Source organism: Nonomuraea sp. NPDC003707 (assembly GCF_053587055.1).
The window spans coordinates 25,175-48,591 of sequence record NZ_JBSFNK010000017.1; the positions used below are offsets into that span (position 1 = coordinate 25,175).

Below are 23,417 nucleotides of genomic sequence, written 5' to 3' on the forward strand. Positions count from 1 at the left end.
GTGTGGTACGGCTTAAGACATTTGAGTGGCATGTGAAACAGGTGGGTCGTACACTCTCTGAGTTCCGTGACCACTGTGTGACCTGTCCGCGACGAAAGTTCGCTTTGTTGGAGAGCCGCGGGGTGCAAGAGGTTACTGGTGTAGGGGGGTAACGGGGGAGTCATGGTGGCCCAAGGAACGACGCTGGCGGGGCGGTATCGGCTGGACACCCGCATCGGCGCCGGCGGCATGGGCGAGGTGTGGCGCGGAGAGGACATCGTCCTGGCCCGCACCGTCGCCGTCAAGGTGCTGCTTCCCGGTCGTACGCAGGACCCCGGGTTCGTCGCTCGCTTTCAGGGGGAAGCACGGGCGATGGCCACGATCAACCACAGCGGCGTCGTCGACGTCTACGACTACGGCATCAGCGGCGACACCGTCTACCTGGTGATGAAGTTCGTCGACGGCGAGCCGCTCGACCGGCTGCTGGCCAGGCTGGGCAGGATCCCGCCGCAGGCGGCCATGGAGCTGATCGCGCAGGCCGCGTCGGCGCTGCAGGCCGTGCATGATCAGGGGATCGTGCACCGCGACGTCAAGCCGGGCAACCTGCTCGTGCAGCGCGACGGCACGCTGGTGCTGACCGACTTCGGCATCGCCCGCTCCGACCTGGCCAACCGGCTGACCGACGCCGGCATGGTGCTCGGCACGGCCGCCTACTGCGCCCCCGAGCAGGCCGAGGGCGCCCCTGTCACGCCCGCGGTCGACATTTACGCGCTCGGCGTGGTCGCGTACGAGTGCCTGGTGGGGCAGCGGCCGTTCGACGGCGACAGCGCGGTCACGATCGCGCTCAAGCACATCCGCGAGGCCCCGCCGCCGCTGCCCGCCGACATCCCCCAGGCCGTGCGCACGCTGGTCGAGGTCGCGCTGTCGAAGGACCCGGCCAGGCGTTACCCGACTGCCAGGGCCATGAGCGAGGCGGCCAAGGCCATCGCGAGCGGGCAGGCGCCCGCCCAGATCCCCGAACAGCCGGCGCCGGCCACCGGGGCCACCATGGCGCCGCCGGTGGCGGCGTACCAGACGGGCGCCCATCAGGCGCGTCCCGCCGAAGAGACGCCGACCATGGCCGACCGGCGCCCGGGCGGCCGCCGCGCGGCCAAGGCGCCGCGCAGGACCGGACTCATCGCGGGCATCGCCGTCGCGGCGGTGCTCGGCGCGGGCGCCACCGCGGTCGCGCTGACGGGCATGACCCCCAGCGGGCCCGCCCCGACGAGCACCGCCTCGTCGGTGGCCAACCAGAGCAGCCCCAAGCCCCCCAAGCCCAAGCCTTCGAAGACTCACACGGAGGAGCCGACTCCGGACCCCGAGCCGACGACCGACAGGCCGAGGCCCACGGAGAGCGAGGAGCCCAAGCCGCCGACGAAGACGCCGACCAAGACGCCCTCCAGCACGCCGAGCGTCACCAAGACGCCGACCAAGACGCCCACGAGCACCCCGACGTCGGACGTCAAGAGGGCACGCGTGCCCAAGGTGGTCGGGATGCCGTTCCTGCGGGCGCAGGAGATGGTCGAGGCGGCGGGCTTCGAGGAGATCATCCCCGATGACCGGACCTCCACCTCCAACGGCATGCGCTGCGGCAAGGTTGTCCGGACCGTGCCGGGTGCTTTGACGGTGCAGGAGGTGACCAAACCGGTCACGCTGGTCATCGTCGACGGCGTCTGCCCGGAGGACAGCACCGGCAGCCCCTCGCCCAGCGCCACGCCGAAGCCGTAGGTCTCACACCCCCGTGGTGCTGCGGGGGTAAGCGACCTGCGGGTCGGTGGCGATGTTCACCATGTACGGGATGCCGGAGTCGAACGCCCTGCGCAGCGCCGGCCCGATCTCCGACGGCTTGGTGACCAGCTCGCCGCCTCCGCCCAGCGCGGTCACGACCTGGTCGTAGCGGCACTGCGGCTGGAGCTCGGCGGCCACGTCGTAGCCGTACAGGAGCTGCATGGGGTGCTTCTCCAGGCCCCAGATGCCGTTGTTGCCGCAGATCATGACGACGGGCAGCTTGTGGCGGACGAGGGTGTCGACGTCCATGAGCGAGAACCCGGCGGCGCCGTCGCCCAGCAGCAGCACCACCTGCGAGGACGGCCTGGCCAGGCGGGCGGCGACGGAGTAGCCCAGGCCGGTGCCGAGGCAGCCGTACGGGCCGGGGTCGAGCCAGTTGCCCGGCTGCTTCGGCTCGACGTACTTGCCCGCGTAGGAGACGAAGTCGCCGCCGTCGCCGATCACCACGGCGTCGTCGGCCAGGACCTTGCCCAGCTCGCCGTACACGCGCATGGGGTGGATCGGGTCGGAGTCGGAGGCCAGCAGCTCGGCGTCGCCCGCGATGGCCGCGGCGGCCGTGTCGGCCAGCTTCGACACCCAGGAGGCGTACGCGTCGGGTTTGACCCCGGCGTCGCCGCAGGCGGTGCCGAGGCTCCAGAGCACCACGGACAGATCGCCCGCGGCGGACGCGGCCGGCTGCATGTGCGTGGCCAGCTGCGAGGGCGCGTCGGCGATGTGCACGACCCGGGCCAGCGCGTCCTTGCTGCCGAACCAGCCGTAACCCAGGCGGAAGTCGAGTGGCGTGCCGATCACGATGACCAGGTCGGCCTGCTTGAGGGCCAGGCCGCGGGCCCGCGTGACCAGCAGCTCGTGGCCCGAGGGCAGGACGCCGCGGCCCTGGCCGTTGGGGATGACCGGCAGCCGCCACGTCTCGGCGAAGTCGCGGGCGGCCTCCTCGGCCCGGTCCATCCACACGTCGGACCCGTAGACCAGCACGGGCCGCTCGGCCTCGGCCAGCAGCCGCGCGATGGTGGCCAGGTCGTCGGGGTCGGGCTCGAGCGGCGACGGCGTCTGCGTCCGCACCTCGTGCGTGGGCGAGGGGGAGAACAGGTGGTCCATGTAGAAGTCGAGGAAGACCGGGCCGCGGTGGGGTGCGACCGCGGTGCGGAAGGCCATCTCGACGTCCTGGCCGATGGACTCGGCGTCGGTCGCGGTGAACGACAGCTTGGTGATCGGCTTGAGCAGCGGCGGGTGGTCCAGCTCCTGGAGGGCGCCGCTGCCCCAGCGCGACTGGGGCGCCCGGCCGCCCATGACGACGACGGGGGAGCCGTTGAAGTGGGCGGTCGCCACGCCGCTGACGCCGTTGGTGATGCCGGGGCCCGCGGTCAGCACGGCCAGGCCCGGTCTTCTGGTCAGCCGGGCGGTCGCCTCGGCGGCGAAGACCGCGCTCTGCTCGTGGCGTACGTCGAGGATGCGCATGTCCTCGTGTACGGCGCCGTCGTAAAGGGGGAAGACGTGCCCTCCCGACAGCGTGAACATGGTCTCGACGCCGTAGGCCTTGGAAACGGCGACAGCGGCGTCACCGGCGTGCTTCGCAGACTCCATGCCGGGAACTTACCAACCAGTCACCAGAGTAAACAGATCTTAAGGATCTTCAGTCGCAGCAGACGGACACCCTGCCCTTCGGCGCCCGTACGACGATCTTCCGCGGTGAGGTGGGGTTCCGAGCGACGTCGACATTGGTGTCATTCCCCTCCACCGTCACGTCGTAGGCCGTCTTCGGCAGGTCCAGGCTGACGTTGCCCGCCGTCCGCACCACCGCGTTGACGGTCGTGGGGGCGCTGACGAAGGACAGGTTGACGTCCCCCGAGCCGATCTCCACGTCGGCCGCCTCGACGTCGAGCTCCATGGCATCGACGTTGCCCGTGCCGCTCCTGGCCCAGAGGGTGCCGGAGAGGTTGTTGACCAGGACGTCGCCGGCGACGGAGGACAGGCGCACCTTGCCGAACAGATCGGTGACGCTGAGCCGGCCGTTGCCCGTGCCGGCCTCGACGTCGGTCTCCGGCGGCACGTAGATCACGTAGTCGGCCCAGCAGACGGGGCCGTTCGGCTGCTCCTCACCGGGGCAGACGGCGTCGAGCCGCAGGGTGCTGGAACGGACGTCCCAGTCCTCGTTGATGGTCGGCCGGCTCCTCGACCAGCGCAGCGACCTCGCGATGAGCAGTTCGCCCGCCCTGCCCGGCTGGATGGTCAGGTCGACCTGGGTGCCCTTGCCCGCCTTGATGCGTACGTTCTTGTGCTCGAAGGCGATGGACCGCTGCGTGTTCTCCTCCGGCATCCTGGCCCGCGCGACCCCGCGCCAGAGCCCCCCGATGGAGAGCAGCAGGGCGAACGCGGTCGCCACCGCGCCCGCCGCCAGCCAGGCGACTCTCACGGCAGGCTCCTGATCTTGAGGAACTGCAGGACGGCGAGCACGCGCCGGTGGTCGCCCTCGGCCGGTGACAGGTCGAGTTTGCTGAAGATGTTGCCGATGTGCTTGCCGACCGCCCCTTCGCTGAGCACCAGGGACTGGCCGATGCCGGCGTTGGAACGGCCCTCGGCCATCAGCTGGAGCACCTCGTGCTCCCTGGGAGTGAGCCGTTCGAGCGGGTCGCTGTTGCCGCGCAGCAGGAGCTGGGCCACGACCTCGGGGTCGAGCGCGGTGCCGCCGGCGGCCACCCTGCGCAGCGCGTCGATGAACTCCGCCACGTCCGCCACCCGGTCCTTGAGCAGGTAGCCGACCCCGCCCGTCGCGGCCGAGGCGAGGAGCTGGGCGGCGTAGCGCTCCTCGACGTACTGCGAGAGCACCAGGACGGCCAGGCCCGGCTGCTGGCGGCGCAGCACGAGCGCGGCCCGCAGGCCCTCGTCGGTGTGCGTGGGCGGCATCCTGACGTCCGTGATGACCAGCTCGGGCTTGTGCTCCGCGGCGGCCCGCAGCAGCCCTTCGGCCTCGTCCACGGCCGCCACCACCTCCATGCCGGAGGCGTCCAGGAGCCTGATCAGCCCCTCGCGCAGCAGTACGGAATCCTCCGCGAGCACTACTCGCACGGCAGGTCCACCTCGATCGTCGTAGGGCCGCCCAGCGGGCTGGACAGCCGGAGCGACCCGTCCACCGCGTCGATCCGCTGGGCCAGGCCGCGCAGCCCCGTACCGCCGTCCAGCCGGGCTCCGCCGCAGCCGTCGTCGTACACGAGCACGTACAGGCGCTCGCGCTCGCGCCGCACGCTCACCTCGGCCTTGGTGGCCGCCGCGTGCTTGGCGATGTTGGTCAGTGCTTCGGACACGATGAAGAACGCCACCGCCTCGATGGTCGGAGTGGCACGCCGTTCGATGTCGACGTGGAGTTTCACGGGGAACGGCGCGCGGGCGGCCACGCCGGACAGCGCCGCGTCCAGGCCCTGGTCGTTCAGGACGGCCGGATGCAGGCCCCGTACGAAGTCGCGCAGCTCCTTGAGCGCCTGCTTGGCCTCCTCGTGCGCCTGCGCGATGGCCTCGCGGGCCGGTTCGGGCAGGTCGGTCAGGGTGGCCCTGGCCAGGCCGAGGTTCATGGCGAGGGAGACGAGCCGCTGCTGGGCGCCGTCGTGCAGGTCGCGCTCGATCCGGCGGCGCTCGGCGTCGGCCGCGTCGATCACCCCGGCCCGGCTCTCCGTCAGCGTCTCGATCCGCTGGCCGAGCTCCGAACGGCTGGGCCCGAGCAGCGTACGCGCCACCGACAGGTCCAGCGCCGCCATGCCGCGCGCCAGCACCGGCGCGAACAGCAGGAGGACGAGCCCGATCGCCAGGTAGATCGCTATGACCCTGCCGTCCCTGAGGTCGAACTCCTCGAACTCCATCGGCGGCGGCTGCAACTTCTGCGGCAGGAACGACAGCAACCCCACGATCGCCCCTCCCCACACCACCGCCACCATCACCGCGGCCGCGAACCCCACGAACGGCGACAGCAGGTGATAACTGATCTGCCGCCACGTGGCCGGGCTGCGCCAGCTGCTCGGAGAGCGTACGGGCGGGATGTGCGCGCCCAGGAACGCCTCGAACCTGGACCGCTGCACCCTCGTGAACCGCGGCACGCTCCGCATCAGCAGGGGCGGCCACAGGGCCAGGACAAGCGTCAGACCGCCGAGCAGCACTGCGACCGGGAGACCGATCATCACGTGGGCCGTGTCGAGCCACGCCCGCGCCGACCACGGACGGGGGACTTTCATGGCTCAACGGTATTGAGCAGCGGGTGAGACGCGAAATAGCCCTGGTGTGCTGATGAATGGTGGGGTTTTCCCCACCCTCAGAGCGTCGCCTTGAATCCGGCAGGATCGAACGATCCCCCCAACATCACGCCCAACCCTCTGCGCGCCACCTCGGCGAACTCCTCCCCGCCCATCCCCCCGGCCCCTTCGGGCAGCACCCCGGCCAGCGGCCGCGCGGCCAGCATCTCCAGGTCGCACACGCAGCTCCGCTCGACGATCCCGGGCTCATCGGGCCAGCGCCCGATGACGATCCCTGTCGGCTCGAGCCCCCTGTTCGCCATCGCCTCCAGGGTGAGCGCGGTGTGGTTCACCGCCCCCCGGCCGGGCCGGACCACGACGAGCACCTGCGCGCTCAGGGCCCGGGCGAGGTCCCCGATGGTCCCGCCGTCCTCGTCGAAGCGCTCCAGCAACCCCCCGGTGCCCTCCACGACCACCATCCGGTTGCTCTCGGCGAGCTCCCGTACGAGCTCCCCCACCTCGGCCAGCGACACGGGCGGCACCCCGGCGACGCGGGCGGCGGCGGCAGGCGGCAGCGGCTCGGCGAACCGCCGCACCTCGAAGGTCGTGCCGACCCCGGACATCCGGATCACCTGATCCACGTCCCCGGCCTCTCCGGATGTGACCCCGGTCTGCGCGACCTTCACCACGGCCACGGAGGCCCCCCGCCGCCTGGCCAGCACCGCCAGCGCCGCCGTCACGACGGTCTTGCCCACGCCGGTATCGGTGCCGGTGATGACGATGACGCTCATGTCACCAGCCTATGAGCATCACCGCAAGAGATCACGGCTGATCACGGCCGGACCGGCGCGGTCAGGGGCGGCGCAGGCGGGTGACGAACTTGTACCGGTCGCCGCGGTAGAGGGATTGGGCCCACTCGACGGGGTTGCCGTCGGCGTCGAAGGCGTGGCGGGTGAGGAGGAGCATGGGGAGTCCGACGTCGACGCCGAGGGCCTTGGCGTCGTACGGGGTGGCCAGGACGGTCTCGATGATCTCCTCGGCGTCCGTGAGCCGTACGTTGTAGGCGTTGTGCAGCGTCTCGTACAGGGACGCGTGGACCTCCAGCTCCCGCCGCAGCCGGGGGAAGCGGCGCGCGGACAGGTGGGTGGTGTCGATGGAGACCGGCTCGCCGTTGGCCAGCCGGAGGCGGTGGATGCGCAGCACGCGGCCGCCGGGGTTGATGGCCAGGCGCCTGGCCAGGGCCTCGTCGGCGGTGATGTAGCCGATCTCGAGTATTTTGGTGTCCGGCTCCAGGCCCGCCGTGCGCAGGTCGCCGATGTACGAGGTGAGCTGCAGCACCTGCGCCACCTTCGGCTGGGCCACGAAGGTGCCCTTGCCCTGGATCCGCAGCAGCCGGCCCTCCACCACGAGCTCGGTCAGCGCCTGCCTGACCGTGGTGCGGGAGGTCTCGAACCGTACGGCGAGCGTGCGCTCCGGCGGCAGCGCCGCGCCGGCGGGCAGGGTCTTCGTGAGCTCGAGCAGGCTGCGTTTGACGTCGTAGTACTTGGGCACGCGGGGGCTGTCGTCTGTCACGCTCTCACCTTCACTTCTGCCACGGCGGTGAAGGCGTGTCTGATCACCGCGAGATCATCGGAACTCACATCAGCCCGAGCGGTCAACCGCGGGCTGTGGCGGCCGACCGGCACCGGACGGGCACGGTTGCCGGCGCGCACGGATCCGGGCAGCTCAGGCTGATTGTGAAGGATATCCACAGCGGCTAGCGCGATCGCAACCGAGGCCGGTCCGTGATCCGTGTCGGGGTGGAGCCACCTGCCCGTGCCGATCACCTCCGACTCGTCCCGTCTGCGGTTCGAGCAGCTCTCATGGTGTGACGGTTCTCACAATATGAGATTCCCGATATGTCGAGTTGGGTGCACGATGCCGTATATGCCGTCACTGTGCGAACAAGCGGGTGTGCGGCCGTGCCATGCGGAGTCCTGCCCGCGTATCCGGGCGCGCATTCAGCCAGGGAGCCGGTTTGGTTGTTGCGGGGAAAAGCACGCATGATGCACCTGTGCCGACTCTCAGCGACCTCGTAGCCCGCCACACCGCCCTCGACGAGGCGGATCTCGACTGGCTGCACTCGCTGGTCTCCGACTGGCAGCTGCTGGCCGACCTGTCGTTCGCCGACCTCATCCTGTGGGCGCCGCTGCTGGGGGAGAGCGGCTGGATCGCGATCGCGCAGATGCGCCCGACCACCGGCCCCACCGTCTACCACGACGACATCGTCGGCAGCGTCGCCGCCAAGGGAGAGCGCCACCTCATCGACACCGCCTGGAACGAGCGGCGCATCTGCCGCGAGGGTGATCCCGACTGGTCCACGGGCGTCCCCGTGCGCGAGGAGACCATCCCCGTGCGGCGGACCGTCGAGGGAGGCGAGGGCCGGTTCCTGGCGGTGATCCAGCGCTCCACGAACCTCTCCTCCGCGCGCACCCCGTCGCGCCTGGAGCTGACCTACCTCCAGAGCGCCTCCGACCTGGCGCAGATGGTGGCCGAGGGCCGGTTCCCGTTCTCGGGCGAGGAGCCGATCCTGGTGCGCTCGCCGCGCGTCGGCGACGGCCTGCTGCGGCTCGACCGGGCCGGGCGCGTCACGTACGCCTCGCCGAACGCCCTGTCCGCCTACCGGCGGCTCGGCCTGCACGCCGACCTGGTCGGGGCCGAGCTGGGCCGGGTCACCGCGACGCTCTGCTACTCCGACGAGCCGATCAACGAAGATCTCATGATCGTGGCCAGCGGGCGCGCGGCCAAGGAGACCGAGGTCGAGTCGGGCGGCACGATCGTGCAGCTCAGAGCCATTCCGCTGATCGTCGGCGGCGGCCGCATCGGCGCGCTCGTGCTCATCAGGGACGTGACCGAGCTGCGGCGCCGCGAGCGTGAGCTGATGACCAAGGACGCCACGATCCGCGAGATCCACCACCGGGTGAAGAACAACCTGCAGACCGTGGCCGCGCTGCTCCGCCTGCAGGCCAGGCGGCTGCAGGTGCCGGAGGGCCGGGAGGCGCTGGAGGAGGCGGTGCGCCGGGTCGGGTCGATCGCGATCGTGCACGAGACGCTGTCCCACGCGCCCGAGGAGTTCGTGGACTTCGACGAGATCGCCGACCGGGTGTTCGCGATGGCGGGGGAGGTGTCGGCCGCGGAGGTGGCCGTCACGCCGCGCCGCGTCGGGGGCTTCGGCGTGCTGCCTTCGCTCATCGCCACGCCGCTGGCCATGGCGCTGACCGAGCTGTTGCAGAACGCGATGCAGCACGGGCGGCCCAAGCGGCTCGAAGTGGTGGTCGAGCCGGAGCCCGACCGGCTCAACGTCACGGTGTGGGACGACGGCCGCGGGCTTCCGGCCGGCTTCGACCTCGACACTTCCACCAGCCTGGGGCTGCAGATCGTCCGCACGCTGGTCGAAGGGGAGCTTTCCGGCCGGCTGTCCATCGAGCCACGGCTCGAAGGGGGTACGGAGGTCACGCTGTCGATCCCGCTCCCGGCGGCCTGATCCCGGTTCGTACGCGTCCGTCGGGGTTCGACGGGAGTACGAGGGCTCGGCGCGTCGGGTGCGGGCATGTCGAACGGCGGCGGTGCGTCGGCCGGGGTGACGGCTTGGGCGCTGGCGCGTCCGGCGGGTGGCGCGGCGGCCGGCGGCGACGCATCGGGGCGAGGAGGGCGCGGCGGCGCGCGAGCCGATCGGGGCTCGGGCGACGCGGGGTCAGATGGTGGTGGAGATCAGATGACGGTGGCGGGTCAGGCGGTGAGGCGGGCGCGGTGGCGAGCGGTGCGGCGCTTGAGAGCGCGGCGCTCGTCCTCGCTGAGGCCGCCCCAGACGCCGGCGTCCTGTCCGGACTCCAGCGCCCACTTCAGGCAGGCTTCGACGGCCGAGCAGGAACGGCAGACCTGCTTGGCTTCTTCGATCTGCATGAGTGCCGGGCCGGTGTTGCCGATCGGGAAGAACAGCTCGGGGTCCACGTCACGGCAGGCAGCTCGGTGGCGCCAGTCCATGCGTCCACTCCTTAGTAGATGGAGCCTCTGGTCGGCTCCGTGCGGCTACTACTTTGTGAAGAGTTTCACTAACTCGCGCGAACAAGACCCGGACCTGTGAGGACCGGGATCGCTCGCTGACACTCGGAGAACCTTGGGGTTGTTAAAGGTCCTACGTTCCGACGTCAGTCTTGAGACTGTCAGCCACGCTGAGTGCACGCAAGAGGGTTGACGGGAAGTTTTGGGTGTTATGGCTGTCGGATGCGTCACACAATGACCGAATGTAACCACCTAGACCAAAACTTGTAACGCGTTCGGTGTAGACCGGAATGTTACGGTTTCGTATTCGCCCAGGTAGTCCCCGTCCAGCTGGAAGGCCACGGGGCGTTCCGCGGTGAGCGTGAACTCGGCCTCGTCGTGCAGTTGTACGAGGTGTCGGCCGCCCGGAAGGGCGTCACTCTCCGTGAGAATCTGTCGGATCACTGACGCCATGGACATCGGTCCCATCCGGCGCAGCCCGAGAAGATCGAGCCCGGTCTCGAAGCTCGCCCACGGGGTCGGGTGCACGGGCCTGGTGCCGACGTACGTCCATGGAGAGGTGTTGGAGATGATCGCCATGAACAGCCCGCGGGCCGTCGGGATCCCCGGCCCGGTCAGGGTCATCGCTGGATGCCGTTTGTCCGTGGCCAGATAGTGCCGTAGAGCGGTGTTCACGTACCGTGTAGGCGTGGCTTTACGGCCCGTTCCCCTGAGGCCTTCCACGGCCCGTACAACCTCTGCGTCGTACCCCATGCCCGAGCAGAAGGTGAAGTAGCGGCTCTGGCCTTCCCATAGGGCCTGCCCCAAACCCACGGTCCTGCGGCGGCCGTCCCTGAGCGCCTCCAGCACCGCCCCCGTGGACTCCACCGGGTCGTTCGGCAGCCCCAGCGCGCGGGCGAACACGTTCGCGCTGCCCCCGGGGATGACGACGAGCGCGGGCCGGCCCTCGCTGCCGGGCGGGACGTCGCCGCCGTTCACCGGGTTGAGCAGGCCGTTCACGGTCTCGTTGATCGTCCCGTCGCCGCCGAGCACCGCCACGACGTCGTATCCCTTGGCCCGCGCGGTGGCGGCCAGCGCCGCGGCGTGCCCGCGGTAGCGGGTCTCCTCCACCGCCAGCTCCACGGCCGCGCCGAGCGCGCGGATCAGCACGTCACGCGTACGGGCGTTCGTGGTGGTGGCCTTGGGATTCACCAAGAGCATGGCGCGCATATCGCCAGCGTATCCGCTGGACTTGTGGGCGTTATCGGCCGAACGTCCTATTTCTCGGACCGGGTGACCCGAGGGGTAGGGTACGGGCGTGAATCGTCGTCCGGTCACCCTCGTCATCGCCGCCGCCATCGTCGCCCTGGAAGGCCTGGTGGCGCTCGGCCTCGGCATCTACGTGGCCGTGGAGACCCTGGTCAGCACCCCGGACAACCTGACCACCGCCATCGCCGAGTCGGCCTTCGGCGTGCTGGTCGGAGCGGGGCTGCTCTGGGTGGCGTGGGGCGGGCTGTTCAGGATGGAGCGGTGGGGGCGGTCGCCCGGCGTCCTGACGCAGATCTTCATGGTGCCGATCTCCGTCACGCTCATCCAGTCAGGCCAGCCCCAGCTCGGGATCCCGCTGATCGTGATCGCGGTGGCGGGGTTGGCGACGCTGCTGGCGCCGCCCACCACGCACGCCCTCTACGGAGACGGCTAGTCTTCGGCGGTCAGACCCTCGCGCAGCTGCGCGAGGGTGCGGGCCAGCAGGCGCGAGACGTGCATCTGCGAGATGCCCAGCTCGGTGGCGATCTGCGACTGCGTCATATTGCCGAAGAAGCGCAACAACAGGATGCGCTTCTCCCGCGGCGGCAGCCGTTCGAGCAGCGGTTTCAGCGACTCGCGGTATTCGACGCCCTCGAGCGACTCGTCCACGATGCCGAGCGAGTCGGACACCGCGGGGGCGTCGTCGTCGCCGGAGTCGGGCGCGTCGAGCGACACGGTCGAGTAGGCGTTGGCCGACTCGAGGCCCTCGAGCACCTCCTCCTCGGTCATCTTGAGGTAGGAGGCCAGCTCGGCGACCGTCGGCGCGCGGCCCTCGCGCTGCGAGAGATCGCTTATCGCCTTGGTCAGCGAGAGCTTCAGCTCCTGCAGCCGGCGCGGGACGCGGACCGCCCAGCCCTTGTCGCGGAAATGGCGCTTGATCTCGCCGACGATCGTGGGCGTGGCATACGTGGAGAACTCCACGCCGCGGTTGAGGTCGAACCGGTCGATGGACTTGATCAGGCCGATGGTGGCGACCTGGGTCAGGTCGTCGAGCCACTCGCCCCTGTTCCGAAAGCGGCGGGCCAGGTATTCGACCAGGGGAAGGTGAAGCTCGACCAGCTCGTCTCTGATGCGCTGGCGGCGCGGCTCCTCGGGGCCCAGCTCGGCCAGCTCGGCGAAGAGCATGCGGGCACGCACCCGGTCGGGCACGGCGTGTTCGCTGGTGGCCATGGCTCCAGTCCTTTCCGTCACGCCGGCCTCGCTGCGCCTCGGCGCTTACGCAGGACGATAGCCATGCGATCTGGGGAGTCGGTCACCGCGTCGACGTCGTCGGCCAAGGCGGTCAGCACCATCCAGGCGAAGTCATCGCGTTTGGGCGCGGAGCTTCCGACCGTGGCCACTTCGACCCTGACCTGCATCTCATGCCCGGTCAGCTCGAACTCGGCGGTGAGGTCGGTGCCGGGCACCGCCTCGCTCAGCAGCATGGCGCACGCCTCGTCGACCGCGATCCGTAGATCCTCGATCTCGTCGAGCGTGAAGTCCAGCCGCGCCGCCAGCCCGGCGGTAGCCGTACGCAGCACAGACAGGTAGGCACTGGCGGCGGGGAGCCTGATGCTCACCACGTCGCGAATGCCGGCCACGCCTTCCGCGCGCGTCTCGGTTTCCTCGGTCACGTTCCTCCTCGCGTTTCCGACGCCAACTGCAACTTACCGCCCCTGGGAGGTGCTTGGACGATTCAGACTCGCCATCAACGGAAAAGGCTCTGTACGGCTGCTGCCGTACAGAGCCTTATGTGCCGTTTTAGGCGGCCTTGGTCTCCCAGAAGATCTTGGAGATCTCGTCGATCTTGCCCAGCAGGTCCTCGGCCTTGGCGACGTCGACCGTGCCCTTGGCGCCGGCGGCGCCCGCGAGCTTGGTGGCGTCCCAGAAGAGCTGGTGAAGCTGAGGGTACTGCTCCAGGTGCGGCGGCTTGAAGTAGTCGGTCCAGAGCACCCACAGGTGGTGCTTGACCAGCTCGGCCCGCTCCTCCTTGATGGACAGCGCGCGGGCGCGGAAGACCGCGTCCTCGTTGGCCGCGTACTTTTCCATGATCGCCTTGACCGACTCGGCCTCGATGCGGGCCTGAGCGGGGTCGTAGACCCCGCAGGGCAGGTCGCAGTGTGCGGAAGCGACATGCTTGGGTCGTAGCAGTCGTGCGAGCATCAGAAAGTCCTTCCTTGATGCTGAATCAGCTTGGTCCACAACCGACCTTACTCGGGTCCCAACGCCTGCGGAGTAGGGGGTCACAGCCCATGAGAGTGCGTGTCGAGGGCGATTCGATGCGCCCCGCGCTGGTTCCCGGCGACTGGCTCCTCGTACGCCGGGGCGCCACCGTCCACCCGGGAGATCTCGTGGTGGCGAGACTTCCCGGTGATCCCGAGCAGCTCATCGTGAAACGGGCGCAGTGGCACGGACAGGACGGATGGTGGCTGGAGAGCGACAACCAGCGGGCCAGCGGGCGGCGTGACAGCTGGGACTTCGGGCCGGTCCACGACATCGTCGGACGGGTCGTGCTGCGTTACTGGCCCCTCCTGCGGCGGCGTTAGGAGCCGTTGCGCCGGCGGGCGCGGAAGGCGGCGACGTTCGCGCGGCTGGCGCAGCGGGAGGAGCAGTAGCGGCGCGAACGGTTGGACGAGGTGTCGAGGAACGCCCTGCCGCAGCGCGGCTCCTGGCACCGGCCGAGCCGGTCCGCGCCCAGCTCCGCCACGACCGCGGCCAGGCCCATCACGGCGCAGGCGGCGGAGTCCTCGGCCAGGTGGAGGTGCCAGCCCCCGCCGTCGTGGTCGGTGAGCTGGGGGCGTACGGGATAGCGCACCAGCAGGGCGTTGAGCCGTGCGGCCACGGCCCGTTCGTCGTCGGCCTCGTCGAAGGCGGCGGCCAGCTCGTCGCGCAGCGGCCTCAGCTCCGGCGGCGGGTCGGGATCGTTGACCAGCCGGACGGCCCACTCGGCGTAAGAGGTGAGGTCCATGCGGGTGTATTACATCACGGGCCACGCCGAACAGGGCCGGGTCTTCCGGCGGGGAGTGCGGTCAGGCGCGGCTGAGAAGGCGTTTCAGGGGCCGTGCGCGCCGCCGGGTGAAGAGGGCCCTGGGGCAGCGCTTCGAGGCGTACATGGGGCGCTGAGTCCGGTGGGCGGGGCGCTCCGTACGGTGGTACGGGCGGATGCGCCCCGCCGTGCCTGCCGGGCCTACTCCTCGGGGTGCAGGACCCGGTGGAGGAAGGCGCGCGTGCGTTCCTGCTGCGGGTCGCCGATCACCTGCGCCGGCTCGCCGTCCTCGACGATCACGCCGCCGTCCATGAACACCACCCGGTCGGCCACCTGCCGCGCGAACCCCATCTCATGGGTGACCACCAGCATGGTCATGCCCTCCTCCGCCAGCTTCCGCATGACGGTGAGCACGTCTCCCACCAGCTCGGGGTCGAGCGCCGAGGTGGGCTCGTCGAACAGCATCAGGTCCGGGTTCATGGCCAGCGCCCGGGCGATCGCCACCCGCTGCTGCTGGCCGCCCGACAGCTGCGCCGGGTAGGCGTCGCACTTGGCGCCGACGCCGACCTTGTCCAGGTTCTCCCTGGCGACGATCTCGGCTTCCTTCTTGCCCCGCTTCAGCACCCGCTGCTGGGCGATCATCACGTTCTGCAGCGCGGTCATGTGCGGGAACAGGTTGAACTGCTGGAAGACCATGCCGATGCGGCGGCGTACGGCGTCGATGTCCACATCGGGGTCGGTGAGCTCGACGCCCTCCACGAACACCTTGCCCTTGGTGGGCACCTCCAGCAGGTTCACGCAGCGCAGCAGGGTGGACTTGCCGGAGCCCGACGGCCCGATGACGCAGACCACCTGCCCGGGGTCGACGGTCATGCGGATGCCCTTGAGCACCTCGTTGTCGCCGAAGTACTTGTGCAGGTCCGCGAGCTCGATCGCGTGCGTCATCGGTTCCTCCCCTTGCGTCCTTCCAGCCGGGTCGCCAGATATCCCAGCGGGATCGTGACGATCAGGTACGTCAGACCGGAGACCATGATGGGCGTGGCGTTGGAGTGCTGGGAGGCCAGGTCGTTGCCGAACTTGGCGAGCTCGACATACTCGCTGGACACGCCGAGGAACAGCACCAGCGAGGAGTCCTTGAGCAGGGCCACGAACTGGTTGGTGGTCGGCGGGATGACCATGCGGAGGGCCTGCGGGATCACCACGGTGAACTGGGCGCGGGTGGCGGACATGCCCAGCGATCTTGCGGCCTCGACCTGCCCCTTGGGCACGGCCTGCAGCCCCGCGCGGAACACCTCCGCCTGGTAGGCCGCGCCGATCGCACCGAGCCCGAGGGCGACCTGGCCGTATGTGCCGAAAGGCACCTCGAAGCCCGGCAGCGCCAGTGGCAAGAAGGTGATCATGATGAAGATCAGCAGCGCGGGCAGCCCACGGAAGATCTCGATGTAGACGATCGCGATCCACCGGTAGGGCCGGACCGGCGACAGCCGCATGAGCGCGAGCAGCAGTCCCACAAGGAAGGCGAGGACGAATCCGGTGGCCGTGTAGATGACCGTGTTCCGCAGCGCGATGGTGAACAGCTCCGGCAGCGTCTCCTTCGCCACGTCGGGCTTGGCGAAGTTCTGTGCGAGGCTGCCCCAGTCCGCGTACAGGACGAGGAGGCCGAGCACGATGACCAGGACGGCGTACTGGATGCCGCGGCTGATCTGCTGCTTCTTCCGAGGGCTGAGCCCGGCGCGCGCGGGCTCAGCCGTCTTCGGCTGGTCGGCCATGGATCAGCCCAGCTCGCCGGGCTTCTTGCCGAACCACTTCACGTAGATCTTCTCGTAGGTGCCGTCCTGCTTGGCCTTGGCGATCTCTTCATTGATCGTCTTGAGCAGCACCGGGTCGGCGTTCTTCTTCAGGCCGAGGCCGTACTGCTCGCCGGTGTCCAGGCTGCCGATCAGCTCGAACTTCGCGGCGACCTCCGGCTTCTTGAGCCAGGTGAGGACCACGGGGAGGTCCTGGACGATCACGTCGGCCTGGCCGGCCTGCAGGGCCAGCAGCTCCTTGGCGGAGTCGGCGTACTCGGTCGGGTCGAAACCCTGCTTCTTGACGTAGTCGAGGCCCGTGGTGCTGGCCTGGGCGCCCAGCTTGAGGTTCTTGGCCTTGACGTCGGCCAGCGACGTCGCCCCGGTGCCCTTCTTGGCGAGCAGCGCCTGGGTGGCGTCGAAGTACGGGTCGGAGAAGTCGATGTTCGCCTTGCGCTCCGGCGTGATCGTCATGCCGGCGGCGGCCAGGTCGCACTTCTTGGCCGCCATGGCGGCGCCGCTCTTGATCACCGCGAAGTCGATGTCCACGATCTCCTGGGTCACGCCCAGCTTCTTCGCGACAAGGTCGACGATGTCGACGTCGAAACCGACGATCTTGCCGCTCGCGTCCTTGAACTGGAACGGCTCGTACGGGATGTTCGTACAGACTGTGAGCTTGCCAGGCTGCACCAGCTGAACGCCGCCGGCTGCGGAGGCGCTCGCGCCGGTCGTGGCGGAGCTCGAGCTGTTGCCGCCGCTCCCGCACGCGGTCAGCGCCAGTGCGGCGGTCAACGCGAGCACGCCGGCGGCATAGCCACGGCGGCCCTTGGGGCTGAGGGCCATGTACGGCCTCCTCGATGTGAAAAGCCAGGAAACTTGCGTTTTGTGCAGTTTAAATGGGGTTTTGCACCGGTCAGCCATCAGACATTTAACGATGCGTCAACGGAACGGCGTCGGCACTGACACCGAGTCCATCTCACCATGTGGCACGATAGGGAGACGGGTGACCCCCGTACCCCTCTGAGACGACCGACGAGGGGATTCTGGCAGCTACCGAGGCCAGCCCGCTCGCGCTCGCCCGCCGAAGGTTTCTTCCGCTCCCGATGACTACAGGGGTCGCTGTGGCTGTCACGCCCGCTTCTGCTTCCGTTCCCGTCGAGCAACTCGATCTCGATCCGGCCTTCGCGCTGCACCGCGGAGGCAAGCTCGAGGTCCGCTCCACCGTTCCCGTCCGCGACGCGGACGATCTCTCCCTCGCCTACACGCCCGGCGTCGCCCGGGTCTGCACCGCCATCGCCGAGACGCCCGCGCTGGTCAACGACTACACCTGGGTCTCCAATGTGGTGGCCGTCGTCTCCGACGGCACCGCCGTGCTCGGCCTGGGCGACATCGGCCCCTCGGCCGCCATGCCGGTCATGGAGGGCAAGGCGCTGCTGTTCAAGCAGTTCGCCAACGTCGACGCCGTCCCCATCTGCCTCGACTGCACCGACGTCGACGCGCTCGTCGAGACCGTCGTGCGTCTCGCGCCGTCGTTCGGCGGCATCAATCTCGAGGACATCAGCGCCCCGCGCTGCTTCGAGGTCGAGGACCGGCTCCGGGAGCTGCTCGACATCCCCGTCTTCCACGACGACCAGCACGGCACCGCCATCGTGGTGCTCGCCGCGCTCCAGAACGCCGCCCGCCTGACCGGGCGCTCGCTCGGCGACCTGCGCGCCGTCGTTGCCGGCGCGGGCGCGTCCGGCGTCGCGGTCTCCCGCATCCTCCTGGAGGCGGGCATCGGCGACATCGCGGTCGCCGACTCCAAGGGCATGATCTACGCGGGCCGGGAGGGGCTCAACCCCGTCAAGGAGGCCCTCGCCCGCGACACCAACCGCGCCGGCCACACCGGCTCGACGGAGGACGCGCTGGCGGGCGCCGACGTGTTCGTCGGGTTGTCCGGGTCGACCGTGTCCGAGGCGGCCATCGCCTCCATGGCGCCCGACGCCATCGTCTTCGCCCTGTCCAACCCCACCCCCGAGGTCCACCCCGAGGTGGCCGCCCGGCACGCCAAGGTCGTGGCCACCGGCCGCTCCGACTTCCCCAACCAGATCAACAACGTGCTGGCCTTCCCCGGCGTCTTCAGGGGCGCCCTCGACGTGCGCGCGTCCGCCATCACCGAGAACATGAAGGTGGCCGCCGCCAACGCGCTGGCCGGCGTCGTCGGCGACGACCTCTCGCCGACGTACGTCATCCCGAGCCCGTTCGACGAGCGCGTCGCGCCCGCCGTGACCGCCGCGGTCGCGGCCCAGGCCCGCGCGGACGGCGTCGCCCGCGTCTGACCTCTTCGTACGGGGGTCTCCTTGGATCAGGGAGGCCCCCGTTTCGTCGTGGAGTTGGTGGTCTCTTTGAGAACCGCCCTGAAACCTTTACTCAAGGTGCTATAACAGTAGCTCTCTGTAAGGTGTGGGCGCCCAACTCCTGTGACGAGGAGAGCGATGGAACGCGAGCCGAACCGACTGCTTCAGCAGCTCATCGCGGAAGCGGGCTTCTCCCACAAAGGACTGGCCAGGTGCCTGAACGATTGGGGAGCCGCCCGTGGCACTCCGGGCCTCAAATACGACCACAGCTCCGTGTTGCGCTGGATCGGTGGTCAGAGGCCACGTGACCCGGTGCCCTACCTGCTCGCGGAGATCTTCGCGATGCGGCTGGGCCGACCGGTTACCTCGGAGGACCTGGGCATGCCGGCGATCCTCACACCCCTCGATCTCGGTCAGGAGTTCACGCACACGTGGCAGGAGGGGGTCGCGACCGTGACTGCGCTATGGCGGGCCGACGTGGAGAGGCGGAGGTTCCTGATCGACTCGACCTTCGCGATAGGAGCGGGCTCCGTGGGAGCCATCCGCTGGCTGACGTCCCCACCCGGGGGACAGCTGAGCGGCACGGGCGGGCGGAGGGTGGGCCGCGCCGACATCGCCGCCATCCATGAGGTCACCCGATCGTTCGGTGAGCTCGACAACCGTTTCGGCAGCGGCCGGGTCCGCTCGTCCGTGGTCAAATATCTGGACACCGCCGTCTCGCCACTGCTCAAGGACGGCCTGTACGGCGAGTCCACCGGTCGCCGCCTGGCCGCCGCGGCCGCCGAGCTGACCCGCCTGGCCGGCTGGATGGCGTACGACATGGAGCAGCACGGTCTCGCCCAGCGCTACCTCATCCAGGCGCTCCGCCTGGCCAGGAGCGCCGACGACCACACCCTGGGCGGCGAGATCCTGGCCGGCATGGCCCACCAGGCCATCTACATGGGCCAGCCTTCCCACGCCCTCGACCTGGCCCGCTCCGCCCAGATGGCGGCCCGCCGCGCCGGCGTGCACACGCTCCTCGCCTCCGCGCACGTCCTGGAGGCCCACGCCCACGCCGGCCTGGGCGACGCCCGCTCCTGCGGGGTCTCCCTGCACGAGGCGGAGTCCGCCTTCGACGCCCGTAAGCCCGACGACGAGCCGGTCTGGCTCAGCTACTTCGACGAGGCCTACCTGTCGGCGAAGTTCGCCCACTGCTTCCGTGACCTGGGGGAGGGGGAGCGGGCCGTGCGACAGGCCCGGCGCTCGCTCGACATGGACTCCCGCTACGTCCGCGGACGGATGTTCAACCTGTCGCTGCTGGCCGCCGGGCTGCTGCAGTGCGGGGAGCTGGAGGAGGCGTGCTCGGTCGCGGGCACCGCTTTCGCGCTGGCGGGGGAGCTGCAGTCGACCCGGTCGCGGTCGTACGCGGCCGACCTGCGGCGGCGGTTGGAGCCGTACAAGAACGAGCGGGCCGTGCTGGCGCTGCGCGAACGGACGCGGGAGCTCACGCCGGTATGACGCGAAAACGGCCCGGGTGCTTGTCACCCGGGCCGTCCTTCGTGTTGCCGTCTACGTGCTGTCGTCTACTGGAGAAGCTCGCCGTTCGGGCCGACGATCTTCTTGGTCGCCGCGTAGTTGGCCTTGTTGTACACGTCGGCCACCTCACCGTCGAAGATCGCCGAGCTGATGTAGTCGACCCGGCCGTTGCCGTCGTTGTCGTGGAACAGGCTGGTCACGCCGTTGACGTAGCCGGTGCGCTTGTTGTTGTCGTACTTCATGAGCCAGGGGCCGCCGTCGGCGCCGGGGGTCATGGAGCACTTGAGCAGCTGGTGCGTCTCGACCTTGAACGTGTTGACCTGGTAGCTCTTGGTGGCGGTCTTGCCGGAGCACCACTTCGGCGTCACGCCGGTGAACGGGCGGTCGCCGTCGGGGTGCGGGGCTGAGGGGTAGCCGAAGACGGTCACCGGCTGGCCGAGGGGCTGGTTCCAGGCCACACCCTGCCCACCGACGACGTCACCGAGCCGGCCCATGTCCTTGGCGATCCCGAGGATGTAGTGGGCCTCGTAGTACTTACGCGACGTGCCGGGCTTGACCCACTTCTGCGTGTAGTAGTGGGTGATGGTGTAGCCGCCCAGCTTGTCGGTGCCCTTGACCCCGGGGCCCTGGTAGGCGTCCTGCTGAGGCTTGGTGACCTGCTCCACGATGGGCTCGCCGAACTTGAAGCCCTGGCCCTTGCCCACCTTCGCGTCCTTGTACGCGGACTCGCTGACTTCGACCTTCTCCAGGACGGCGCCGGGGTAGTCGGGGCCCACGAGGTCGGCCGGCTTGTCCTCGCCCTCCGACCAGCAGTCGCCGAGGGTCAGCTGGCACTTGAGGAACTCCACGGAGCTGATCTCACGCGGCTTGACCCACTTGTCGCCGGCCCACGCCTTGAAGTCGTTGCGAGAGACTTCCTTCTCGCCGGCCAGCGAGAATCCGTTGTGCACCGCGACGAACGCGAAGTCGCCGTCGTAGTCGTCGTAGGTGTCCAGGTCGTACGCCGTGAAGGCGTAGGCGCCGACGTAGACCCCGAAGGGGGCCTTGCCCTGGTAGTAGCCGGGTACGAAGATCCACTTGTCGTAGACGTCGTCCTTGCCGTTCGCGAAGACGCAGTGGCCCGCCGTGGCGACCAGGTTGCGGTTCCTGGACTGGATGGACGTGGCCGAGCACCAGCGGTAGTTGCCGGACTTGTCGAGGAAGAACACCTTGCCGATGGTCTTGGGCAGGTTGATGTTCTTGGACACCGTCGCCTTGGGGGCGGTGGTCGGTCCGGTCATGCCCGGCTTGCCGTCAGGGGCGCCGTTGCTACCCGCCGACACCAGCTTGGAGACGTTCTTGGCGTCCAGGTTGTACTGGGTGGCCTTGCGCAGGGCGGCTCCGTTGGAGTCGAGCCAGAAGAAGGCGTCGCCGTACGCGTCGGCCGGCTTGGGCGCGAGATTGTCGGTGGCCCAGCTCGGTGCGGCGGTGGCTGGGACGGCGAGCGCGGCGGCACTCAGGCAGGCGGCGGCTAGGGGGATGAGCAGGCGCTTCAAGGGAGGCTCCACAGTTGTCAAAAAGGGTGTAAAGACACTATCGACCCTTTAGTCACTCTGGTAAGGGTGGTTGCCAGATTTCTCAGCAAAAGGCCGAAGGGCCCGGCAGGATGCCGAGCCCTTCGGTATTGCTAAAGAACGACGAACAAGTCTTCGTTCCGATCCGCAGCGAACTACGGGATGAGCTTGCCGCTCCACGCAGCCGCAGCGGCCTTGTAGACGACGTTGGTCTCACCGTCGAAGTACGGCGACGTGATCGTGTCGTACCGGTTGTTGCCGTCGGTGTCAGCGATGAGGCTGGTGACACCGTTGACGTAGCCGAGACGCTTGGCGTTGCTGTACTTGTACAGCCACGGGCCGCCGTCGTAGCCACCGGTCACGGTGCCCTTCAGGCCGACCTGCTCCTCGACCTTGTACTTCGGCACCACGACGTAGTTGGTCGCGGTCTTGCCGTAGATCCACTTCGGCGTGACACCGGTGAAGGGCTTGTTGCCGTCGGGGTGAGCGCCCTGCGGGTAACCGAAGGTCCGCACGTACTTGCCACGCGGCTGGTTCCACGCGAAGCCCTGGCCGCCAACGTTGTCGCCGAGGCGACCAACGCTCTTGACCTCGTGCACCACGATGTACGGCTCGAGACGGATGTAACGAGCGACGTTACCCTTCTTGTACCACTGCTGCACGTAGTAGTGCGTGATGGTCGAGTTGGTCCGCTCGTCCAGCGTGACGGTCCCGGGGTACTCCGCAGTCGGAGCCGGGAACGGGTCGCCGACCTTCCAGTCCTTCTTCTGCTTCTGCAGGTAGGCAATGGCCTCGGGGTAGGTCACGTTCTCGACGATGGGCTCGCCGAACTTCTTGCCGTTCCCCTGACCGACGCCAGCGGTGTCGTAAACACCCTTGGTGACCTCGACACGGTCCACCACAGAGCCGGGGTAGTCCGGACCAGTGGCCTCGTCGGCCTTGCCCGGGTCCACGTCGTAGTAGTCCGTGGTCTTGGGGTCGAGCTTGCCCTTCTTGTACTCGTCCTCGGAGACCGTGACGTCCTTGACGCCCTTCTCGCCCTTGTAGGCCTTGTAGGTCGCCCAGTCGACCTGCTTGGGCTTGTTGAGCGTGCCGCCGATGCCGTCGTAGACGGTGACGAAGGCGTAGTCGCGGTCGAGGTCCTCGTACACGTCGAAGTCGTAGTGGGTGAAGGCCTGCTTACCCACGTAGACGCCCCAAGGAGCCTTGCCCTGGTAGTAACCGGGGACGAAGACCCAGCGGGACACGACCTCGTCGTTCGCAGCCAGGTCGTACACGCAGTGACCGGCCGTGGCGACCAGGTTGCGGTACTGCGACTGGATCGAGGTACCGGAGCACCAGTACAGCTTGCCGTCGCGGCCCTCGAAGAAAACCTTACCGATGGTCTTCGGCAGGTTCACGTTCTGAACCTTGACGGTGGCCTTCTTCTCCTCGCCGATGGGGGCGGTCGACCCAGGCTTGGTGTCGTTCGTATACCCACCCTTGGAGGAGATCTTCGAGACCTCGAGAGCGTCGGGCGTGAACGCCACGGCGCCCCTCAGGGCCGCGTTGTTGGACTTGGTCCAGAAGTCCAGGGTCTCGGCCGCCTGGGCCGCCGTCTTGGCGAGCGGGTCGCTAGCGACGGTGTTGTCGGCCTGAGCCTGGGCGGTGCCAGCCAGACCAGCAGCCAGCAGACCAGTGGCCAGAATGGCGCCACCGGCCGGGAGGAGGATGCGCTTCATGGAAACTCCTTGCGCTGTCGTGGAACGCCTCTTGCGTCCCATGCGTCAGTAAAGGGATAGCCAGGAACATACAGTGTGGATCTTGCTCGCGGGTAGCCGCTTTGACAGGAAAAGAGGCGACAAGACGGGCGTGACCGTTCTGTGATGTTTAAACGGCTGATGCGCAGGAGTCGAGGAAAGCTGGCTTCG

Annotated in this window: 23 protein-coding genes; 6 read left to right on the top strand and 17 right to left on the bottom strand. The window is 69.0% G+C overall.

The features are described from left to right. Positions 1-162: 162 nt before the first annotated feature. On the top strand, positions 163-1,746 hold the full coding sequence (locus tag ACWDRB_RS36380; RefSeq protein WP_449901508.1) for a serine/threonine protein kinase: 1,584 nt from the start codon (positions 163-165) through the stop codon (positions 1,744-1,746). 3 nt (positions 1,747-1,749) lie between these two features. Here the strand turns inward: ACWDRB_RS36380 and ACWDRB_RS36385 are convergent, their stop codons facing one another. The 6 genes from ACWDRB_RS36385 to ACWDRB_RS36410 form a co-directional block, all read right to left on the bottom strand. Continuing rightward, a complete protein-coding gene (locus tag ACWDRB_RS36385; RefSeq protein WP_449901511.1) occupies positions 1,750-3,390 on the bottom strand; it encodes an acetolactate synthase in 1,641 nt (546 codons plus the stop codon). A 49-nt stretch (positions 3,391-3,439) separates the two neighbouring features. Continuing rightward, entirely contained in the window at positions 3,440-4,219 is a 780-nt protein-coding gene (locus ACWDRB_RS36390; RefSeq protein ID WP_449901514.1) for a DUF4097 family beta strand repeat-containing protein, read from the bottom strand. Beyond that, positions 4,216-4,872: a response regulator transcription factor gene (locus ACWDRB_RS36395; protein WP_350729282.1), complete on the bottom strand. Its 657-nt coding sequence runs from the start codon at positions 4,870-4,872 to the stop codon at positions 4,216-4,218. The genes ACWDRB_RS36390 and ACWDRB_RS36395 overlap by 4 nt, the downstream gene beginning before the upstream one ends. Continuing rightward, on the bottom strand, positions 4,863-6,026 hold the full coding sequence (locus tag ACWDRB_RS36400) for a histidine kinase (RefSeq protein WP_449901516.1): 1,164 nt from the start codon (positions 6,024-6,026) through the stop codon (positions 4,863-4,865). Before ACWDRB_RS36400 ends, ACWDRB_RS36395 begins: the two co-directional genes overlap by 10 nt. 77 nt (positions 6,027-6,103) lie before the next feature. Further along, positions 6,104-6,814: a dethiobiotin synthase gene (bioD, locus tag ACWDRB_RS36405; protein ID WP_449901518.1), complete on the bottom strand. Its 711-nt coding sequence runs from the start codon at positions 6,812-6,814 to the stop codon at positions 6,104-6,106. Positions 6,815-6,875: 61 nt separating this feature from the next. Continuing rightward, positions 6,876-7,595 carry a GntR family transcriptional regulator gene (locus ACWDRB_RS36410; protein ID WP_350729287.1) on the bottom strand — a complete coding sequence of 240 codons (720 nt, stop codon included), beginning with the start codon at positions 7,593-7,595 and terminating at the stop codon, positions 6,876-6,878. A gap of 481 nt (positions 7,596-8,076) precedes the next feature. Here ACWDRB_RS36410 and ACWDRB_RS36415 point away from each other — a divergent pair, with 481 nt between their 5' ends. Continuing rightward, positions 8,077-9,546, top strand: a complete 1,470-nt coding sequence (locus ACWDRB_RS36415; RefSeq protein ID WP_350729291.1) for a histidine kinase N-terminal domain-containing protein — start codon at positions 8,077-8,079, stop codon at positions 9,544-9,546. Between the two features lie 245 nt (positions 9,547-9,791). Here ACWDRB_RS36415 and ACWDRB_RS36420 read toward each other — a convergent pair whose 3' ends face one another. Beyond that, on the bottom strand, positions 9,792-10,046 hold the full coding sequence (locus ACWDRB_RS36420) for a WhiB family transcriptional regulator (protein WP_185068358.1): 255 nt from the start codon (positions 10,044-10,046) through the stop codon (positions 9,792-9,794). A 270-nt stretch (positions 10,047-10,316) separates the two neighbouring features. Beyond that, the gene (locus tag ACWDRB_RS36425; protein ID WP_350729293.1) at positions 10,317-11,273 is read right to left on the bottom strand and encodes a diacylglycerol/lipid kinase family protein; all 957 of its coding nucleotides are present in this window, start codon (positions 11,271-11,273) and stop codon (positions 10,317-10,319) included. An 88-nt stretch (positions 11,274-11,361) separates the two neighbouring features. Here ACWDRB_RS36425 and ACWDRB_RS36430 point away from each other — a divergent pair, with 88 nt between their 5' ends. Then, complete coding sequence (locus ACWDRB_RS36430; protein ID WP_350729295.1) at positions 11,362-11,745, top strand: hypothetical protein; 384 nt, start codon at positions 11,362-11,364, stop codon at positions 11,743-11,745. Here the strand turns inward: ACWDRB_RS36430 and ACWDRB_RS36435 are convergent. The 3 genes from ACWDRB_RS36435 to sodN form a co-directional block, all read right to left on the bottom strand. Further along, positions 11,742-12,521: an RNA polymerase sigma factor SigF gene (locus ACWDRB_RS36435; RefSeq protein WP_176573444.1), complete on the bottom strand. Its 780-nt coding sequence runs from the start codon at positions 12,519-12,521 to the stop codon at positions 11,742-11,744. The genes ACWDRB_RS36430 and ACWDRB_RS36435 overlap by 4 nt on opposite strands. Before the next feature lie 17 nt (positions 12,522-12,538). Further along, entirely contained in the window at positions 12,539-12,964 is a 426-nt protein-coding gene (locus ACWDRB_RS36440; protein WP_127936220.1) for an ATP-binding protein, read from the bottom strand. Positions 12,965-13,091: 127 nt separating this feature from the next. Further along, the gene (gene sodN / locus ACWDRB_RS36445; protein ID WP_350729297.1) at positions 13,092-13,493 is read right to left on the bottom strand and encodes a superoxide dismutase, Ni; all 402 of its coding nucleotides are present in this window, start codon (positions 13,491-13,493) and stop codon (positions 13,092-13,094) included. A gap of 17 nt (positions 13,494-13,510) precedes the next feature. Here sodN and ACWDRB_RS36450 point away from each other — a divergent pair, with 17 nt between their 5' ends. Continuing rightward, positions 13,511-13,876, top strand: coding sequence for a S24 family peptidase (locus ACWDRB_RS36450; protein WP_363976621.1), 366 nt, complete (start codon positions 13,511-13,513; stop codon positions 13,874-13,876). On the opposite strand, the gene ACWDRB_RS36455 is transcribed toward ACWDRB_RS36450, so the two are convergent. The 4 genes from ACWDRB_RS36455 to ACWDRB_RS36470 form a co-directional block, all read right to left on the bottom strand. Next, complete coding sequence (locus tag ACWDRB_RS36455) at positions 13,873-14,298, bottom strand: CGNR zinc finger domain-containing protein (RefSeq protein WP_449901525.1); 426 nt, start codon at positions 14,296-14,298, stop codon at positions 13,873-13,875. The genes ACWDRB_RS36450 and ACWDRB_RS36455 overlap by 4 nt on opposite strands. A 219-nt stretch (positions 14,299-14,517) precedes the next feature. Next, positions 14,518-15,261, bottom strand: a complete 744-nt coding sequence (locus tag ACWDRB_RS36460) for an amino acid ABC transporter ATP-binding protein (RefSeq protein WP_449901528.1) — start codon at positions 15,259-15,261, stop codon at positions 14,518-14,520. Continuing rightward, positions 15,258-16,085 (bottom strand): amino acid ABC transporter permease, encoded by an 828-nt coding sequence (locus tag ACWDRB_RS36465; RefSeq protein WP_449901531.1) that lies wholly within the window; start codon positions 16,083-16,085, stop codon positions 15,258-15,260. The genes ACWDRB_RS36460 and ACWDRB_RS36465 overlap by 4 nt, the downstream gene beginning before the upstream one ends. Positions 16,086-16,088: 3 nt before the next feature. Next, the gene (locus tag ACWDRB_RS36470) at positions 16,089-16,946 is read right to left on the bottom strand and encodes an ABC transporter substrate-binding protein (protein WP_363976615.1); all 858 of its coding nucleotides are present in this window, start codon (positions 16,944-16,946) and stop codon (positions 16,089-16,091) included. A 260-nt stretch (positions 16,947-17,206) separates the two neighbouring features. On the opposite strand from ACWDRB_RS36470, the gene ACWDRB_RS36475 reads away from it, so the two are divergent. Beyond that, complete coding sequence (locus ACWDRB_RS36475) at positions 17,207-18,421, top strand: malic enzyme-like NAD(P)-binding protein (RefSeq protein WP_435054271.1); 1,215 nt, start codon at positions 17,207-17,209, stop codon at positions 18,419-18,421. A 156-nt stretch (positions 18,422-18,577) separates the two neighbouring features. Continuing rightward, entirely contained in the window at positions 18,578-19,936 is a 1,359-nt protein-coding gene (locus tag ACWDRB_RS36480; protein ID WP_350729309.1) for a hypothetical protein, read from the top strand. Between the two features lie 65 nt (positions 19,937-20,001). Here ACWDRB_RS36480 and ACWDRB_RS36485 read toward each other — a convergent pair whose 3' ends face one another. After that, entirely contained in the window at positions 20,002-21,489 is a 1,488-nt protein-coding gene (locus tag ACWDRB_RS36485) for a trypsin-like serine peptidase (protein WP_449901534.1), read from the bottom strand. Between the two features lie 173 nt (positions 21,490-21,662). Beyond that, positions 21,663-23,228 carry a trypsin-like serine peptidase gene (locus tag ACWDRB_RS36490; protein ID WP_449901536.1) on the bottom strand — a complete coding sequence of 522 codons (1,566 nt, stop codon included), beginning with the start codon at positions 23,226-23,228 and terminating at the stop codon, positions 21,663-21,665. Positions 23,229-23,417: the final 189 nt, after the last annotated feature.